Source organism: Flavobacterium artemisiae, assembly GCF_042678225.1.
In the GTDB taxonomy this organism is placed as follows: Bacteria; Bacteroidota; Bacteroidia; order Flavobacteriales; family Flavobacteriaceae; genus Flavobacterium; species Flavobacterium artemisiae.
The window spans coordinates 565,408-582,862 of record NZ_JBHUDZ010000018.1 but is presented as its reverse complement, the minus strand read 5'-3'; the positions used below and the strand labels follow the sequence as shown (position 1 = coordinate 582,862).

At 33.0% G+C, this 17,455-nt stretch carries 16 protein-coding genes; 8 read left to right on the top strand and 8 right to left on the bottom strand.

The genetic code is table 11. The features are described from left to right. Positions 1-24 precede the first annotated feature (24 nt). Positions 25-1,590: a SusD/RagB family nutrient-binding outer membrane lipoprotein gene (locus ACFSC2_RS22395; RefSeq protein WP_379813325.1), complete on the top strand. Its 1,566-nt coding sequence runs from the start codon at positions 25-27 to the stop codon at positions 1,588-1,590. 148 nt (positions 1,591-1,738) lie between these two features. On the opposite strand, the gene ACFSC2_RS22390 is transcribed toward ACFSC2_RS22395, so the two are convergent. The 4 genes from ACFSC2_RS22390 to ACFSC2_RS22375 all read right to left on the bottom strand — a co-directional run bounded on the left by ACFSC2_RS22390 (position 1,739) and on the right by ACFSC2_RS22375 (position 5,198). Further along, positions 1,739-2,530, bottom strand: coding sequence for an SDR family NAD(P)-dependent oxidoreductase (locus ACFSC2_RS22390; RefSeq protein ID WP_379813324.1), 792 nt, complete (start codon positions 2,528-2,530; stop codon positions 1,739-1,741). A gap of 50 nt (positions 2,531-2,580) precedes the next feature. After that, positions 2,581-3,162 carry a TetR/AcrR family transcriptional regulator gene (locus ACFSC2_RS22385; protein WP_379813323.1) on the bottom strand — a complete coding sequence of 194 codons (582 nt, stop codon included), beginning with the start codon at positions 3,160-3,162 and terminating at the stop codon, positions 2,581-2,583. A gap of 113 nt (positions 3,163-3,275) precedes the next feature. Then, positions 3,276-4,178 (bottom strand): helix-turn-helix domain-containing protein, encoded by a 903-nt coding sequence (locus ACFSC2_RS22380; protein WP_379813322.1) that lies wholly within the window; start codon positions 4,176-4,178, stop codon positions 3,276-3,278. 18 nt (positions 4,179-4,196) lie between these two features. After that, positions 4,197-5,198 carry an aldo/keto reductase gene (locus ACFSC2_RS22375; protein WP_379813321.1) on the bottom strand — a complete coding sequence of 334 codons (1,002 nt, stop codon included), beginning with the start codon at positions 5,196-5,198 and terminating at the stop codon, positions 4,197-4,199. A gap of 566 nt (positions 5,199-5,764) precedes the next feature. Here ACFSC2_RS22375 and ACFSC2_RS22370 point away from each other — a divergent pair. Then, complete coding sequence (locus ACFSC2_RS22370) at positions 5,765-6,787, top strand: LLM class flavin-dependent oxidoreductase (protein WP_379813320.1); 1,023 nt, start codon at positions 5,765-5,767, stop codon at positions 6,785-6,787. A 57-nt stretch (positions 6,788-6,844) separates the two neighbouring features. Here the strand turns inward: ACFSC2_RS22370 and ACFSC2_RS22365 are convergent, their stop codons facing one another. Both ACFSC2_RS22365 and ACFSC2_RS22360 read right to left on the bottom strand, forming a co-directional pair. After that, complete coding sequence (locus tag ACFSC2_RS22365) at positions 6,845-7,864, bottom strand: hypothetical protein (RefSeq protein WP_379813319.1); 1,020 nt, start codon at positions 7,862-7,864, stop codon at positions 6,845-6,847. An 83-nt stretch (positions 7,865-7,947) separates the two neighbouring features. Beyond that, a complete protein-coding gene (locus ACFSC2_RS22360; protein ID WP_379813318.1) occupies positions 7,948-8,565 on the bottom strand; it encodes a hypothetical protein in 618 nt (205 codons plus the stop codon). 68 nt (positions 8,566-8,633) lie between these two features. Here ACFSC2_RS22360 and ACFSC2_RS22355 point away from each other — a divergent pair, with 68 nt between their 5' ends. From ACFSC2_RS22355 to ACFSC2_RS22345, 3 genes are read left to right on the top strand one after another with little or no spacing between them, the layout of a single operon-like run. Further along, on the top strand, positions 8,634-9,617 hold the full coding sequence (locus tag ACFSC2_RS22355; protein WP_379813317.1) for a hypothetical protein: 984 nt from the start codon (positions 8,634-8,636) through the stop codon (positions 9,615-9,617). Between the two features lie 21 nt (positions 9,618-9,638). After that, positions 9,639-10,085 carry a hypothetical protein gene (locus tag ACFSC2_RS22350; protein ID WP_379813316.1) on the top strand — a complete coding sequence of 149 codons (447 nt, stop codon included), beginning with the start codon at positions 9,639-9,641 and terminating at the stop codon, positions 10,083-10,085. Next, complete coding sequence (locus tag ACFSC2_RS22345) at positions 10,082-10,519, top strand: energy transducer TonB (RefSeq protein ID WP_379813315.1); 438 nt, start codon at positions 10,082-10,084, stop codon at positions 10,517-10,519. Before ACFSC2_RS22350 ends, ACFSC2_RS22345 begins: the two co-directional genes overlap by 4 nt. A gap of 49 nt (positions 10,520-10,568) precedes the next feature. On the opposite strand, the gene ACFSC2_RS22340 is transcribed toward ACFSC2_RS22345, so the two are convergent. Beyond that, positions 10,569-12,950: a TonB-dependent receptor gene (locus ACFSC2_RS22340; RefSeq protein WP_379813314.1), complete on the bottom strand. Its 2,382-nt coding sequence runs from the start codon at positions 12,948-12,950 to the stop codon at positions 10,569-10,571. Positions 12,951-13,075: 125 nt separating this feature from the next. Here ACFSC2_RS22340 and ACFSC2_RS22335 point away from each other — a divergent pair, with 125 nt between their 5' ends. Further along, complete coding sequence (locus tag ACFSC2_RS22335) at positions 13,076-14,719, top strand: histidine kinase (RefSeq protein ID WP_379813313.1); 1,644 nt, start codon at positions 13,076-13,078, stop codon at positions 14,717-14,719. Beyond that, positions 14,716-15,411, top strand: a complete 696-nt coding sequence (locus ACFSC2_RS22330; protein ID WP_379813312.1) for a LytR/AlgR family response regulator transcription factor — start codon at positions 14,716-14,718, stop codon at positions 15,409-15,411. The genes ACFSC2_RS22335 and ACFSC2_RS22330 overlap by 4 nt, the downstream gene beginning before the upstream one ends. 54 nt (positions 15,412-15,465) lie before the next feature. On the opposite strand, the gene ACFSC2_RS22325 is transcribed toward ACFSC2_RS22330, so the two are convergent. After that, positions 15,466-16,254: a polysaccharide lyase gene (locus ACFSC2_RS22325; RefSeq protein ID WP_379813311.1), complete on the bottom strand. Its 789-nt coding sequence runs from the start codon at positions 16,252-16,254 to the stop codon at positions 15,466-15,468. A gap of 398 nt (positions 16,255-16,652) precedes the next feature. On the opposite strand from ACFSC2_RS22325, the gene rpiA reads away from it, so the two are divergent. Continuing rightward, complete coding sequence (gene rpiA / locus ACFSC2_RS22320) at positions 16,653-17,330, top strand: ribose-5-phosphate isomerase RpiA (protein WP_379813310.1); 678 nt, start codon at positions 16,653-16,655, stop codon at positions 17,328-17,330. Positions 17,331-17,455: the final 125 nt, after the last annotated feature.

The window sequence follows — 17,455 nt, the reverse complement described above, 5'->3', positions numbered from 1 at the left end:
AATTATAATTTAAAAATAGACAACATGAGAAAATTAATATATACATCATTAGCTGCAGCGACGCTATTTTTTGGCTCTTGTTCAGATGATGATTTTGCAGATGCATATAGAGATCCATCAACAATAGCAACCACAAATATGCCTAAACAATTTGCTGGTTTTATGAAAATTAATTTTGAAGATGTAATTCCGTCTTATTGGAATTATTATACTGTAATAAGATCAACTTCTCTAAGTTATACTCAGGGCCACGGATTTGTCAATGCGACAGGACGTTATATTCCAGGACCTGCAGTAAACGACAGATGGAATAGATATTATAAATTTATCACCCAATATAGAGAGTTAGAAAAAGTATTGGCTTCTCTGTCTCCTGCTGAACAAGTAGAAAATAGAATCTATATGCTTACTGCAACGGTATATTTGTACGATCATACCTCAAAAATGATTGATAATTTTGGAGATATTCCTTTTTATGATGCTGGTAAAATTAGTTATACAGGCGGAAATTATGCAACAGCATCAGCTAAATATGATAAACAAACGGAGCTTTATATAATGATGTTAGATCAATTGAAAGATTTGTCTACAGAGTTGAACACCATTACTTTATCAGCTAAATTAGAATTAGAATTCAAAAATCAGGATTTAGTTAACAAAGGAGATTTGGTAAGCTGGAAAAACTATTGTAATTCTTTACGATTGAAATTATTAAATAGAGTTTCTGCTGTTCCTGCTTTAACATCAAGAGCAAATTCTGAAATAGCAGAAATCATAGCTGAAGGAAAAATTGTTGATGAAAATTCAGAAAATATAGCATTTAGAGTTTATACGCAAGATACAGATCTGGATACTTCAGGCTTTGTAGATGCTTTGGAAGGTGCAAATAATAACATTGCCCCAAAACCAATGATCGATCATATGAATGCAAACAGCGATCCACGCCAGCCATGGTTGTTTGAAAAAGGAGTCAGTTCAACAGATTATATCGGACTTGATCCATCATTAACATCGGGAGTACAGCAGCAATTGATCGCTGATGCAAAAATTGCGATCTACAATAGATCAGTAATCAGTAAAAACAAATGGCTGCCGGGAACATTAATAAACGCCGCTGAAGTAAATTTACTTTTAGCAGAATATTATACAAGAAACGGAAATGCGGCCACTGCAAAAACTCATTTTGAAAAAGCAATCAGACAATCTGTTGAATATTATGTGAGATTAGGAGATAAAGCTGATGTATTAACTTGGAAACCAACATCGGAACCGACATCTGCAGAAATAGAGGCTTATATCACAAAAATAAATTTCGCAGGAGCAACAACTGCCGCAGCGCAATTAGAGTTAATTGCTTTTCAAAAGTACATTCACTATAATGTTATGCAGGCTGATGAATCTTGGGCGGAGCAGAGAAGATTAAAACTACCAGTTTTATTTTTTATGGAAGACGAAACCAGTTCGATCAGAAAAACACCTCCGACACGTTGGACTTATCCAAATTCAGAAAGTGTTTATAACCCAGATAATTATAATGCTGTAAAAGCAAGTGATAATTTGAGTACCAAAATATTCTGGGATGTAAAATAGTATTTTAGAGTTACTAACGTCCTATAAACCTTGATTGTCTTTTCAATCAAGGTTTTTTATGAATATTTGACATTTAAAAAGGAAAAGCCTTCAGAACATTATGCTTTGAAGGCTTTTTTTGGTTGTTTTTTTCGATAAACTTAATTAATTAAATAGTTTTTAAAACGCCTCCGTCAGCTCTTAACGAAGCTCCATTTGTTGCAATTGCCAGTGGACTAGAAAGATAAACAGCCAATGAAGCAATTTCTGATGGATGGATAAAACGCTGTAATAACGAATGCGGATTTGTCTGCTGTACAATTATATTCTTCATTTGATCCACTTCAAGATTCTGTATCGATGCAATTTGCTCTACGGCAGAAGCTACTCCCTCAGAATACGTCGGCCCGCCTAAAATTGTATTTACCGTAACTTCTGTTCCAATCGTCAGTTTTGATAAACCATTGCTTACAGCCGACATCGCTGCCTTAGTCATTCCGTAGTGAATCATGTTTTGGGGAATGTTTACGCCAGATTCACTGCTGATAAAAATAATTCTTCCCGTTTTTTTCTCCAGCATTTGCGGCAAAAGTTTCTTCGAAAGACGAACGGCACTCATGACATTGATTTCAAATATTTTGTACCAATCTTCATCTTCAAGATCTGCAAGGTTTTTTAAATCAAAAATTCCAACATTATTAATCAAAATATCGATATCGGTTAGTTTATTAAGTAATGTTGCAACTTCATCTTTATTTCCAAAATCTGCTTTAATTCCCGAAACTTTTGCCTCAGGAAATTCAGTTTGTAGTTTTTGAACTGCAAGTTTTGTCTTTTCCTCATTTCTTCCATTGATAATTACTTCAGCCTTTTCAGCCAAAAATTGTTGTGCAATTGCAAAACCAATTCCCTGAGTTGAACCGCTTATGAAAGCTCTTTTTCCTTCTAATTTTAAATTCATTTTTACTATATTTATTTTTGTAATGATCGATACATAAATAGTCAAAAAAATTAGCTGATAACAGCTAATTGCATTTCGATTTGATCTTTTAGAATATTTTCATCGGGATACATTCTACGTAATGTATTGAGTCCGCACCAAAATGTAATGAGATATTTACCCAGAATTTCAGGAGAAGTTTGTGTTTTTAGAGTCCCCTTTGTTTGCTCTTGTTTTATAACTTCTGTAAATATTTGTTCGACTTCTTTTAAAATCTGTACAGCATTTGCTTCAAGATCTTCATCGATAAAAGTCATTTCGACAACAGTATTGGCAATAATACAGCCCTTTAAATGTTCATTTTGATCCGCCTGCGCAATGCTTCTAAAAAAATCCTTGATAAGTTGTAATGGAGATTCGCTGGCACTTAATTCCTTTTTAAAAGCATCAAATGCAAGTCTGCGTTCCCCAATAGCTTTCTGGAATACTTCTTTTTTACCGCCTTTAAAAGTGTTGTAAAAACTTCCTGCACCTGCACCGGTTGCCTTTTGCAAATCGCTTAGTGAAGCGGCACTGTATCCTTTCTGCCAAAAAACTTCTTGTGCTTTTTTTATAATATTAGCATCTTCATATATTGTCGGTCTTCCTCTCATTTTTATTTTGTAATGATTGATACAAAATTATGGTAAAATGGATTTAAGAGCAACTTTTTTTAATGAAAATATTGTAATAAAACTTTTAGTTTTTGATTTATAGATTGTTATGCTTAGTTATTTCTAATCTTTTCCCGAAATTCCAAAGGCGCCATTTGCGTTCTCTTTTTAAAAAGTGTGCTAAAAGACTGCGGATGTTCAAAACCAAGCTCGTACGCAATTTCACTAACCGATAATTCAGTTGCAGAGAGTTTTTCTTTGGCTTTGTTAATCAGCCTTTCATAAATATGTTCTTTTGTATTCCTTCCAGTGTGTATTTTCAGGAAATCGCTGAGATAGTTTGGAGAAAGATTCATCGCTTCGGCAATTAAACTAACGCTTAAAAGACCTTTTTCAGTTGTATTTTCATTGTTATAATATTCATTTACAAACCTTTCAAATTTTGTCAATAACGCATGGCTGTTGTTTTTTCGCGTTATAAACTGTCTTTCGTAAAAACGACTAGAATAGTTAAGAAGTAAATCAATCTGCGACAGAATAATATCCTGAGTATGACGATCAATATGGTGGCATTCTTTATCAATTCGATCCAGAATTTCAATTAGATAATTTTCTTCCTGTTCAGACAAATGCAAAGCCTCATTTACCGCATACGAGAAAAATCCAAAATCGAATATTCTCTGTGCCAGCGGATGTTTTAAAAGAAAATCTTCATGAAATACAAGCAGATAACCGGCCCCGCATTCCATATTATGAAAATCCAAATACTGCACCTGATTAGGTGCAGTAAAACTTAAAACGCCTTTGTCATAATCATAATGACCCTGACCGTATCTGATTTTTCCTTTAGCATCTCTTTTTAAAGCAACACAATAGAATTTATTGACAAAACCTTTCCAGATTTCATCTTCCAGAAAAATACTTTCAGATAAGTTTATCACGCTCACCATTGGATGTTTGGGTTCTGGAAGTGAAAGTAAGCGGTGAAAAGCAGATACAGATGCGATTGTGTTCATTACAGCGTCTTTTTAAATTTAATAATCCAGAAGTCCCATACTGAATTCATCATAAGGAGCTCCAGTATCTGTGCCTAAAGGTACGATACTTTCAAGTTTTTGAATATCAGCTTGGCTTAATTCTATAGTTGCAGAAGCGATATTTTGTTCCAAATACTTTCTGCGTTTGGTTCCTGGAATCGGCACAATTCCTTTGCTGATAATCCATGCGAGCGCTAATTGAGAGGAAGTTACGTTTTTTTCTTCCGCCATTTTTTCAACCGCTTTTACCAGTTTAATGTTTTTATGAAAATAGTTTTCCTGAAATCGCGGAATTGCTCTTCGGAAATCATTTTCTGGAAGATCATCAATCGAACGGATTTGTCCTGATAAAAAACCACGTCCTAAAGGAGAATAAGCAACAAAACCAATTTTGAGTTCTTCTAGTGTTTTCAAAACTCCTTTTTCTTCAACAGTTCTTTCAAATAAAGAAAATTCACTTTGAACAGCCGTTATTGGGTGAACGTTGTGCGCTTTTCGAATCGTCTCAGATGATACTTCCGAAAGTCCGATATATTTTACTTTTCCTTCTTTCACAAGATCTGCCATTGCATCTACAGTTTCTTCTATCGACGTATTTTTGTCCAGACGATGCATATAATACAAATCGATATAATCTGTATTTAAGTTTTTAAGCGAACGCTCCACGGCTTTTTTGATGTACTTTCTGCTTCCGTTTATTGCCCAGGTTACTTTATTGTTGTCATCGATTTCCCAGCCAAATTTGGTTGCTAAAATGTATTTATCGCGATCTTTTCCGATAGCTTTAGCGATTAATTGTTCATTTTTTAAAGGCCCGTAAAGATCTGCTGTATCGAGAAAATTACCTCCCAATTCAAATGAACGATGAATGGTTTGAATCGCTTCTTTTTCATCTGCAGCGCCATACATATTTCCTTCTTCAAAACCTGTCATTCCCATGCATCCCAAACCTATCGGTGGAATAATTAATCCTTGATTTCCTAATTTAATCTGTTTCATCTTTTTGTCATTTTATTAGAATACAAATTTCGAAAGAAAGAATAGGGTAAAGGTTTGCAGATCACAGAAGCTTGTATTCAAATTACAGATGTTTACGGAATAATATGTTGAAAGCAATTATTCTCAACACATAGAGACATAGTTTTTTCAGTTTAAAAAAGGCGTTTCACTTTTGCTAAATTCACATAGCTATGTGTGAGAAACTAGTTCCTTTTAATGGGTCTTATTTTAAAGAAAAAATCTATGTCTCTATGTGTTAAAAAATGATTTAAAGTTATTATTCTCAACACATAGAGACATAGTTTTTAAGTTTAAAAAGGGCGTTTCACTTTTACTGAATTCGCATAGCTATGTGTGAGAAACTAGTTTCTTTTAAGCGTCTTATTTTAAAGAAAAAAACTATGTCTCTATGTGTTAAAAAATAATATTTTAATTTATAACCGAATAAAGGTGTTAAGTAATTTGAAGATTAAGAAGTTGAAGAATTCATACATTAATTACATAGGAAATAGTAACAAAACCAGCAAGTATGCGTATATTTGGTAATAGTAAAAAACAAGCCATTTATGAAGAAAATAGGATTTTTATCATTCGGGCATTGGGCAAATAATCCAGCATACAAAACTCGTACAGCAGGCGATACACTGCTTCAATCAATCGATTTGGCCGTTGCGGCAGAAGAAATAGGTTTAGACGGCGCTTATTTTCGCGTACATCATTTTGCACAGCAATTGGCTTCGCCTTTTCCGCTGCTTTCGGCAATTGGTGCGAAAACGAGCAAAATCGAGATAGGAACGGGTGTAATCGATATGCGATACGAAAATCCTTTGTATATGGTAGAAGATGCCGGTGCTGCCGATTTGATATCAGAAGGACGTTTACAATTAGGAATAAGCAGAGGATCACCAGAACAGGTTATTGACGGCTGGAATTATTTTGGTTACCAACCTGCAGAAGGCGAAAATGATGCCGATATGGGACGCAAAAAAGCGTTAGATTTTTTAGAAGGGCTTAAAGGTGAAGGATTTGCAGAACCTAATCCGTACCCGATGTTTCCAAATCCGCCGGGATTGCTTCGTGTAGAACCACATTCTGAAGGATTAAGAGAAAGAATCTGGTGGGGAGCAGCCTCGAATGCAACCGCAATTTGGGCTGCAGAAAACGGAATGCACTTGCAGAGTTCGACTTTAAAGTTTGATGAAAATGGAAAACCTTTCCACGTACAGCAGGCTGAGCAGATTAGATTGTACAAAGAAGCTTGGAAAAAAGCGGGACATGACCGTGAAGCAAGAGTTTCTGTAAGCCGTTCAATTTTTGCCATAGTAAACGAGCAGGATCGATATTATTTTGGAGGACAGGGGAAAGGCGCTGATAGTTTCGGTTATATCGAACAAGATAAAAGAGCCATTTTTGGAAAAAGTTATGCTGCCGAACCAGATAAACTAATTGAAGAATTAGCCCAAGACGAAGCGATTCAGGAAGCTGATACAGTGTTGTTGACTATTCCTAATACTTTAGGTGTTGACTATAATATACATCTTTTGTCGTCAATTTTAGAACATGTTGCTCCTGCATTGAATTGGAGATAAACTTAAATTAAAAAGCCCTCTTATTAAAAAAAGAGGGCTTTTAATTTTTACAAATCCTTAATTGGTAAACTTGATTTTATGTAAATCAATAGTGTCAGGCTTTTGTGTTTGTATTTCGGAATATGATATTTCTATTTCACTTTCTGATATAAATTTTACTTCCTTATGACATCCTGAAACACAGTTTTCTACAAAAATTGGGAAGTATAGTTTTTTATTTTTGTCATATCCAATAATGTTATTTCGAAAATAGGTAACAATCTTAAAATCTGTGTTTTCGGTAACCTGATCATTATTGTAATTTCCATTATATTGAAATAGATTCTCCGTATAATAGGTGCTTTTAAAAACTGATGGATCTAAATGTTTGTCATTATCTAAATACCATTTTTGCTCAAAATTTTTATAATAATTAATGTTTTTCTCTTTTTCAGAAGGATTATAAACCCATTTGCTTTTATTTGCAAATTCGTATAATTCCTTTTTGATTAAAATGTTAGATTCCAAAGTTTCATTCTTTAAGAATTTACCATCTATAGATTCGTCAGATCTTAAAGTAGCTTCTCCGCTATATTTTAAAGTATAGAAATTTAAATTACTGATGTTGAGTATAATAAAATCTAAAAAATATTCAGTATCTCCATTACCCATTGGAGCTTCTTCTACTGCAAATAAAAAATAATCTTCTTTTTGAATCTTTTTTATTAAAACGTGCTTAGGATCAATATGTACATAATAATAGTCACTTACGAATAATTTTTCACTCTTAATAAATTGAAGTTTGTCTTTGCTTTTTTTGTACTTTGAAGCTGTCAAAATGTTTTTACTGCCAACAAGAAAAAACTTATCATCATCACTTACTTCGCTTGCGGTTATTTTAATTACTTCAGTATTGTCTTGATTTTCAAAAGAAAATATGACTGCTGATTTTGCTTTTTGGAGAGTATCTTCTTGTGCTTCCGATTCAAGATTTTCTTTGCTTATCTTTTGATTAGAAACCTTTTCATCTTTTTTGCAAGATGTAAATACGATAAAAGATAAAAAGAATATAGTTAGACTGTTTTTAATTGATTTCAATTAGATTTTGGTTTTGAAGTTTTATAGACGAAGATAAAATATTAGTGTTGAAATTTGATGTTAATTTAAAGTATATCTATTTCTTACCATAGACCAAAATATGGTGTGGCTTTATCTTCATTTATATTAATTTTGATGCTGTTTTTTGTAACTTCTACATTAGTTAAGGCGCTATCTTTCATTTCATAAAAAATGACATCATTATATTTTATTTTTTTATACTCTTTTCCTTCAAGTGCTTTTTCTATTATCTCAATTGGCACATCATTATAAAATTCTATAAACATACTTTGCATATAAGATTCACCAGTCCATAAGGTTTCTAATACTTCTTCATCTGAATATTCTTCTGAATGATATTGAGTGATCATGTTGCGAACCTCTTTTCTCATAAAAAAGTTATATTCACTTAGAGTTTCAGTTATCGTTCTTCCATTTTCATTGACGTAGTTTTTTAAAATTTGATAATTACTGCATAGAGAAATATTAGGATAGAATGCCTCTCTCGGGTAGTTATCTCTATGAATATAGATCATCAAATAGATAAGTTCCTCATAAGAACAAGTTTCCATATAATCATCAAAATGTCTGTCATCCCACTCAAACTTATCATAATGTAATTGCATCCTATTAATGAAATTTTCATTTGTGCGCTCGGGGTTAAAATATAAAAAATCTAGTTTTGGCAGGTTATTTTTCATTTATATTTGGTATTGAAATAGATGTTAATTAGAAAATAAAATTTGCTAGTTTTACTAAAAAGTTAACTATGACAAAAAGAACAATATACTTATTTCTACTTTCATTTGTAATATTTTCTTGTAAAAAAGAAACAAAAGAAGTTTCTAAAACAATTGTAAAAACTCAAAAAAACGGCAAAAAGAAAATCGCCGATGTTCCTGCAACTGTATACAAAGATTATACAACTGCTCCAGTCGATTTTTTTGATGATAAATATAAAACTGAAGGTTTTCAATTTAATGATGGTTCACTTTCCTATACTTTTTCTGATGAAAATTTGGGTTCATTCATGGTTACCTATATTGGTAAATCATGGGAATTTAGAGACTATTGGGATATTGATAATTCAAAAGGTTTTTTTGCTGAACTTAAAAAGAATAAAATAGATAATGAAGATAAAAAAATCATAGGCGATCGCGCAAATCAGGTTTTGAAACGTGAATTAGATAATTATAATGTTTTTGTTGACTTTTATCCAAAAGAAGCGATTTTGGACTATTCTAATAAGTTTGGAGAGCTTACATTGAAAAAAGATGCATACCGATACTTTTATATTTATGAAAATAATGAATGGTTTTTTGTCAAAAGATTGTTACATAGTACTATCGAAAGAAAACAAATTGATGTCTTTACAGATGTATTTTTATCTCATAAATTAAAAGATATAAAACCAATTACAGAAAAATTTCACGGAAAGTTTGAAGCTGGAGCAGATGGTGAATATACGAACGACGGAGTAGGTCATACGACTTATTATTTTACGATCACGGCAGACAAAATTGATTTAAAATCAATAGCTTATAGAGGTGATTTTGTATGCGAAGGTGAGTATAAAGGAATTGAGAATGATGATATTTTAGAATTGTATTATGATAGAGAAGATCATCGCTGCAAATATCTAAGACCTGCGTATATGATAAAAAAAGAAGGAGATGATTTTTTTATAAAAGGAATTGGCGGTGAAGGAACGATTAATAATTGGATAAAAATGAATATCGGATTTGAAGAATAATTTTTTCTAATATCAAAACAGATGTGTAAATCAGATAAAGAAATCAAACTTTGTACATGTTTTCCAGCAACGATGGATAAAATTGTGCATCAAAAAAAATCTAGAAAATCCAGAAACAAAGCCCGCAGCGAGTTTACTTGGACATTAGAAAAATGTCTTGGTCCAAGCTTAACTACAATGGATGGAATGGGGTATATGCCAGAGAAAACTTTATCAGAAGATTTGACTAATGAAATTATGCTTACGCATCTTAACAGTAAAAATTGTTTTGATTTTGATTATCAACCGACTGAAGGTGACAATCTTCAAATTTATACTCCAGAAAATAGGATTAGAAAACATTTGTCTTTTATCTTTGAAAATGGAGAATGGATAGCCGATTCGTATCTTCCTTTTAGGTATAGAATGGAAAAAGTAAATTACGGAAAAGTAACATTTGAAGACAAAATAGAAAAAGAACAAAAATGATAAAAAAAATACTTTTTATTATAATTATCCTGGGATTAACAGGTTGTAAAAAAGAAAACGAACAAAAGCGTTCTGAGAAAACAGAAAAAAAATCCCTAAAAAATGATACTACAGTTTATAATATTAAAGATGTTGACATTCTACCGCAATATGCAGGTGATACTGAAAAGTTGCAAGCTTTTATAAAAAAGAATTATGTTAAATCGGAAGAAATAATTAGAGAAGAAATACAGGCAGGTATTTTTGCAAAAGTTATAATTGAAAAAGATGGTTCCTTGTCTAATATTGAAATTATTCGCGATTTTGGCTACGGTTCTGGTAATGAATTGGTAAGAGTTCTGAAATTATGTCCAAAGTGGACTCCGGCTATAAAAGATGGACAACCAGTAAGATGTTTGTACGGCATACATTATTATGTTTTGATAGATGACTGAATATTAAAATGAAAAAACTTATTTTCTTTCGATACGTTTTGCAACTATATCAATTTCTATTAGCATCTTTAGCCTGTCTAATTATTTTTGGATCAGTTAGATTAAAACGATAAACAAAACTCAGTCGATATCTTGCTGCATTCGGAATACTATTTTCTTTAATAAGGTAATCAATTCCTGTGGTGACGCTTTTATTTTGACGGAGATTAAAAGCATTTGTGATATCAAAAACTAGTGTAGCTTTGTCTTTGAAGAGTTGTTTACTCAATCCAAAATCAATTGATTGCAAAGCTTCATTTACTGTTTGTGCATTACGTTTTTCACCTCGAAAATTATAGCGTCCCTGAAAACCAAACTTTGCAGGAAGTTTGATCTGCGTACTTAAACGTGCGGTAAAATTTTCGCTTTTATAATCCAGCTTTTCCTCATTATAATTTCCCTTTTGTTTAAAGCTGTAAAAATTCATTTCGGCATTAATCTGAAGCCATTTATACGGATTATATAAGGTTGATAATTCAACGCCGCTTCGTATTTCATAGTCAATATTTATGGGCGTTGTCAAGAAAATATCATCTTCACGATAGGTGAAATCCTGAATATAACCTTTTTCATATTGATAATATAGGGAAGGATTTAAAGTGAATGTTTTCCAGGTTTTAAGAAACGCCATTTCGAATGCATCTGTATAGGAAGGATTTAAATCTGGGTTTCCAATATATTGTGCATTCAAATCGGTAACTTCATTAAATGGATATAAAGCATATAGTGAAGGACGTCTGATGCGTTTGCTGTAATTCAATTGCAAAGTTGAAGCCTCAAATCCATAACTTAAATTTACTGTTGGGAACAGTTTATTATAATTTTTCTGGTCATTATAAGTGTTTTCTACATCTTTAATTGAAATGTCTGTAAACTCTGTTCTTAGTCCAAGCATGTAACTAAATTTCTTGATTTTGTCGCTAAATTGTACGTAGGCGCCCGTTATCGTTTCACTGTAATTCAAATCATTATCAATGTTTTGATAAATGATCCAATTATTGTCTTGTTCTTGCTCGGCTAAATAATCGCTTGAAACTTTTCTTATTTCTGTTTTTATTCCGAATTCTAAAACCGAAACACTGTCAATTGGCTGTATAAAATCACTTTTGGCAAGAAAGTCTCTGCTGTTTCCTGTTGATCTTGTTCGAATACCGGGATAATCTAAAGGATTTGGAGTTAAGCGTTCTGTAGAAAGATTCCATTTCTTGTCGCTGTTCCACCAATCGTATTGAACATCGACTGTCCATTTTTTTGTTTTTTGTTTGAATGTTCGGGTATAATTAAACTCAAATTGACTGTAATCGCGTTTTTCTAATGATTTTCCATTTCTCACCAAAAGGCTGTCTGGCGTTATACTATTGGGATTACTTTTATAATTGTATTCTAAATCTGTTTTGTCATTGTCATGTGTTCCGTTCTTTAAAAAAGCAACGGTAATTGTTTGATGCTCATCAATAAAATAATCAGCTCCAAAATAAAGAAGTTTTCCATCGTCGTGGCGGTCTTCATTTTGTACTCGATTCATATAATTGGGAGAAGTAGTAAGATTTGTTACCTGATTCGTAGTATACAAACCAACGTAATCGCTGGAACGAATGCTGAAATTCGAAAAAATATTGATTTTGTTGGATTTAAAATTAATACTCGGATTAAGACGGCTGTCATTTGGAGACCCCGCAACTAATCGTATTTGACCGCTGAAACCGCTTTTTTTATTCTTTTTCAGAATAATGTTAATGATACCCGCAGAACCCGCAGCATCATATCGAGACGATGGATTGGTAATCACTTCAATTCGTTCAATTTGATCGGCTGCGATTTGGTCAAGAGCGTTGTTTTGCGTAAGCCCAGATTGTCTTCCGTTAATTAAAACTAAAACATTATTGTTGCCTCGAAGACTTATGCCGCCAGAAGGACTGACTGCCACAGAAGGAACGCCATTTAAAACATCGTGAGCAGAACCATTTTGCGATAAAATATCTTTACCGACTTCAAATATTTTTTTATCAAGCTTTAAGCTGATGTTTGATTTTTGACCACTTATTTCTACCGATTTTAATTGTACGGCTTCGGTTATTAAATAAATGGTTCCCAATTCTATTTTAGATTTTCCAGATGTGATTTGCAATGGATGCGTATAATTTTGATAGCCTGTATAACTAAAAGAAATTGTTTCTGTGCCATTTAAAATTCCTTCTAAGCTAAATAAACCCTTATTATCCGTTACGCCGGCTGTTATCGTTTTTGAGGCAGCATCTTGTATCGTTACCGTTACGTAAGGCAATGCTTCTTTTGTTGCATTGTCTTGAACTTTACCAGAAATAACAGTTTGCTGTGCAGCGCAAAAAAAAGGAAGAAATAAAATTAAAATATCGGTTACTAGAGTTTTCATCTTTGGTTGGTTTTGTAGTACAAGATTAGCAGATAAAATAAAATCCTCCTTTTAAAAACTTGCAAACGGCTCCGTGGACTTCTCAAATGCATTTTTCAAATCAATATTTATTTTACCTTTAACGTATGTATAAACGTGCTTTTTTAACCCTTTTATTCCTGTTATTGTTGGCTTCTTGTCAACATTACAATGAATACGCAACTACAGACGTAACGTACAATGTAGATTACGATCAGCAGCGGCCAGATTTAGGGAAATCTGAAAATTCGATTTTTAAATTTAAAGCAAACGTTTCGATACAAAAGCTGGGAAATAATTCTGAACCGCTTGGACTTCAGATAAATGCTTTTGGTGCTTTTGATGTCTATTGGGATGGCGTTTTGGTCGGAAAAAATGGTCAAATGGCAAAACCAGGATTTGCTGAAAAACCAGGAACAGAAACCACTTTTTATCAGATTCCGCAGCAATTGTCTACAGTTGGAAATCACGTTGTAACTCTAATTGGTACTCAGACGTATTTTCGCGATGCAGAACGGGAAATTCATATAAAACTCAAAAATTTTCTACAGCTCCACAGGGCGCCGTTAATTGTATTATCGTTTATGAATCTAATGGCGGGTGCTTTTCTAATCGCCGCAATCTATTATTTCTTTTTGTATATAAACAGTACTCGAAAAGAATTAACGGTTTTACTTTTCGGGATCATGTGCCTGCTTTTCTTTTCGCTGCTGATTATGGAATATGTAAAGTATTATGTAGATATTCCATACAATAAATTTTATACCCGATTACAAATCATCGGCGGACTTACTTTTGCCATTTCAATACTGGTTCCTTGGTATTTTATGCTGCAGTTTGATTTTAAAAGAAAGAAATTGGTTTTATTTCTTTTGCTGATTACGCTCATTTATATCTATATTTATTGTTACGGGCATTATGATATTTCAGCCGCATATTTTACAATTGCCGCTCGTTTATTTTCGATTATTATTGCCATTGATGCTGTGTATCGAAAAATAAAAGGTGGTATTATTGTCGCGGCAGGATTATTGGCAGGCGCCGCAGTCAATTATTTTATGTTTTATGATTTTGGGTTGTTTATTGCCTTTACAATCATTGTGCTTTGTATGCTTTATTTGCACACAATACGAGCAAAAGCTTTAGAAGAAGCTCATAACGCATCTTTACTGCTTTCGTCAAGATTACAATTACAATTAATAAAGAAAAATATTCAGCCGCATTTTCTTAGAAATACTTTAACTTCATTAATTGACTGGATTGAAGAATCTCCAAAAGAAGGTGTTGTTTTTATTCGCGCTATTGCAGAAGAATTTGATATAATGAATGACATTGCAGAAGACACGCTTATCCCAATAAGACAAGAAATAGATTTATGCCGAAGACATTTGGAAGTAATGTCTTTTCGAAAAGAAATTTGTTATGAATGGCAGGAAGAAGGAATTGATGAAAACGAAACAATTCCGCCGGCAATTCTTCATACAATTATTGAAAATGGAATTACGCACAGTCTGCCGCCAAAAGACAGCTGTATTGTTTTTTGTCTGAGATTTACCAGAGAAAAACAATTCAAACAATATACATTAGAGACTTTTGCTGCAAATCGTCAGAAGAAAAAAGAACAACGTGTTGGAACTGGTTTTAAATATGTAAAAGCCAGATTAACGGAAAGTTATGGTAAAAATTGGTCTTTTGATTCTCATTCTATAGAAAAAGGCTGGGAGACAACCATTAAAATTTTTGATAAATGAAGATTTTAATCATTGAAGATGAAGCGCGTATTGCAAAGAGAATAGAAAGAATGACACGTGATTTCTTTGCTAAAGACGTACAAATTCTGCTTTCAGATTCGCTGGAAAATGGACTTTCGATTATTGAAGAAAATATGATCGATTTGCTTTTATTGGATTTAAATCTAAATGGAGAAGACGGTTTTGAAATTCTGCAGACTTTTGTTGCCGGTCCATTTCAGACAATTATTATTTCAGCTTATACAGACAAAGCCATTACAGCATTCAATTACGGCGTTTTAGACTTTGTTCCGAAACCTTTTGATGAACAAAGACTTGCACAGGCATTTACACGTTATACTACGTCAGGAAAACAATCTGGCAGGGCTATACGTTTTTTAGCAGTAAGAAAAGCAAAGACCTTTAGACTTATACCCGTTAATGAAATTTTGTACATAAAAGGAGCAGGGATTTATACCGAACTTCATTTGACGGATCATAAAATAGAACTTCACGATAAATCGCTCGAAGCTTTAGAAAAACTGCTTCCAGAAACATTTGAAAGAATACACAAATCGTATATTCTCTGTTGGGAACAGGCAGATAAAATTGTTGTAGAAACAGGAGGGAAATACAGTATGCAATTAAAAAGCGGAACTTTACTGCCCATAGGACGTTCAAAGTATAAAGAGATAAAAAACAAACTGTTATAATAAAAAAAAGCCCTAAATCCATCGATTTAGAGCTTTTAGAATAAAGTTTTTTAATTACAGAGCATCCCAAGAAGCACTAGGATACGAAATAGAACTTGTCACTGGAGCTTTCCAGTATTCCTGACTGCCGCCACGGAAAGTGTGAAGGCTTACTGCGTTTACATTTCGTTTAGCGTCATTCGTCACCCAGCGAATTTTTTGATTTAATATTTCCGTACCGTTCACATAATATTTTACATATCCGTCGGTATTTGAACCAGTATTCAACTTAACCGAAATCTGGCAGTTATAGGTAACGCCTTCTTGGATATAGTATTTTTTTCCAAAATCATTACCAAATTGTCCCGGCTGATCTCTGTAATAAACATAAGGCTGCAGATAAGCACCGCTTCCTTTAGCACTGTTAGATCCATTTGGGCAATACCACATAAACCTTGCGCTGCCGCCGTTTCCGTCCCAAGCCGCATCACCGCCGGTATTTTGGTCTCCAATCAAGATTCCGTAACCGCATTTACCGCCTCGGCTCCAATAAAATCCATTATTAAATTTCATTGTAAACCAAACAGTATAAACGCCCGTTGACCAAACGCCATAAGAAGTGCACAAGCCTCCAGGACATGATAACGTGTTGGTTTGTAATGTAATTGTTCTAGCACCTGCAGTGCCTTTTGCTGTAGAACTGCCATTTATCTCGACATTGGGTGAAGAAGCGTCGGAGTTCACGATGGCAAGTTCATCTTTCTCAACGGCTTCCGGCGTATTCAAATCATGTTCCTTTTCGCAGGAATTAAATACTAATGCTGTAATAAATAGCAAACTGGTTAATCTTAAAAATTTTTTCATTTTAAAAATTTTAGGGGTTAGTAAATAAATAATTGTTAGTAAGTGATTTTTATTACATTGTTGATAATGAAACAGATGTGTTTTTTGTGCCCAATCTTTTTTCATTACGCAACTAGTAATTGGTTGATACAAAGTTGATTAATATTAAATTACAAGAGGAGTAATAAAGTACGTTTTTACGTACGCAATAATCCAGTCTGGATATTTTTTGTACCTATTTTTAGCTTTTTTAAAACAAAGAAGATTGAATTGTAAGGCTAATAAATTTGCTAATTGATTTAGAAAAACTATTGTTTTTTAATACATTTATAAGTCTGTAAAAGATGGAGAAAATATCTAATACTTATTGATTTTATAAGTGAATATTTGTCTTACGATTTTAATTTGTAATTGCAAAAATGAGCAAAGATTTAAAAAAAGAAAAAATGCTTGCTGCCAAAGAGGCGGTAAAATTTATTGACGATAACATGATTATTGGTTTAGGAACTGGCTCAACCGCTTTTTATGCCATAATGGAAATCGGCGAACGAGTAAAAAATGGGTTAAAAATTAAAGCAATCCCTACATCAAATGAAACCAGAGAACTTGCCAAATCTTTAAATATCGAATTAATAGATATAAATAAAGTAGATTCAATAGATATTACCATTGACGGAGCAGATGAATTTACTTCTGATTTATTGCTGATTAAAGGAGGAGGAGGCGCATTATTTCGCGAAAAAATCGTGGCGTCGGTTACAAAGAAGCAAATTATAATTGCAGATTCTTCAAAAAAAGTAGCAACGCTGGGAAAATTTAAACTTCCGATTGAAGTAATACCTTTTGCCTCTTATTATGTTTTAAGGCAGATTGAGAGTATTAATGGAAAAGGTAAAATTAGAATGGCAGCAGATAAAGAATTTTTAACCGATCAAGGAAATTATATTATTGATGCTGATTTTGGTTTACTTAAAGATCCAAAGTCTTTAGCCACAGCATTAACGCAGATTGAAGGATTAGTAGCTCACGGACTTTTTATCGGGCTGACAGATATGATAATAATGGGGAATGAGGATTCAGTTATGATTTTTGATTAAAGAAATTGGATAACAACGGCCTTGTTTAATGCAGCTGTTTTTGTCTATAATAAAATAAGTTTTAAGAATCGCTTCGGGGTCAAATACCCGTATCATTTTGTTAATTTTGTAGGAGCTAAAAAATA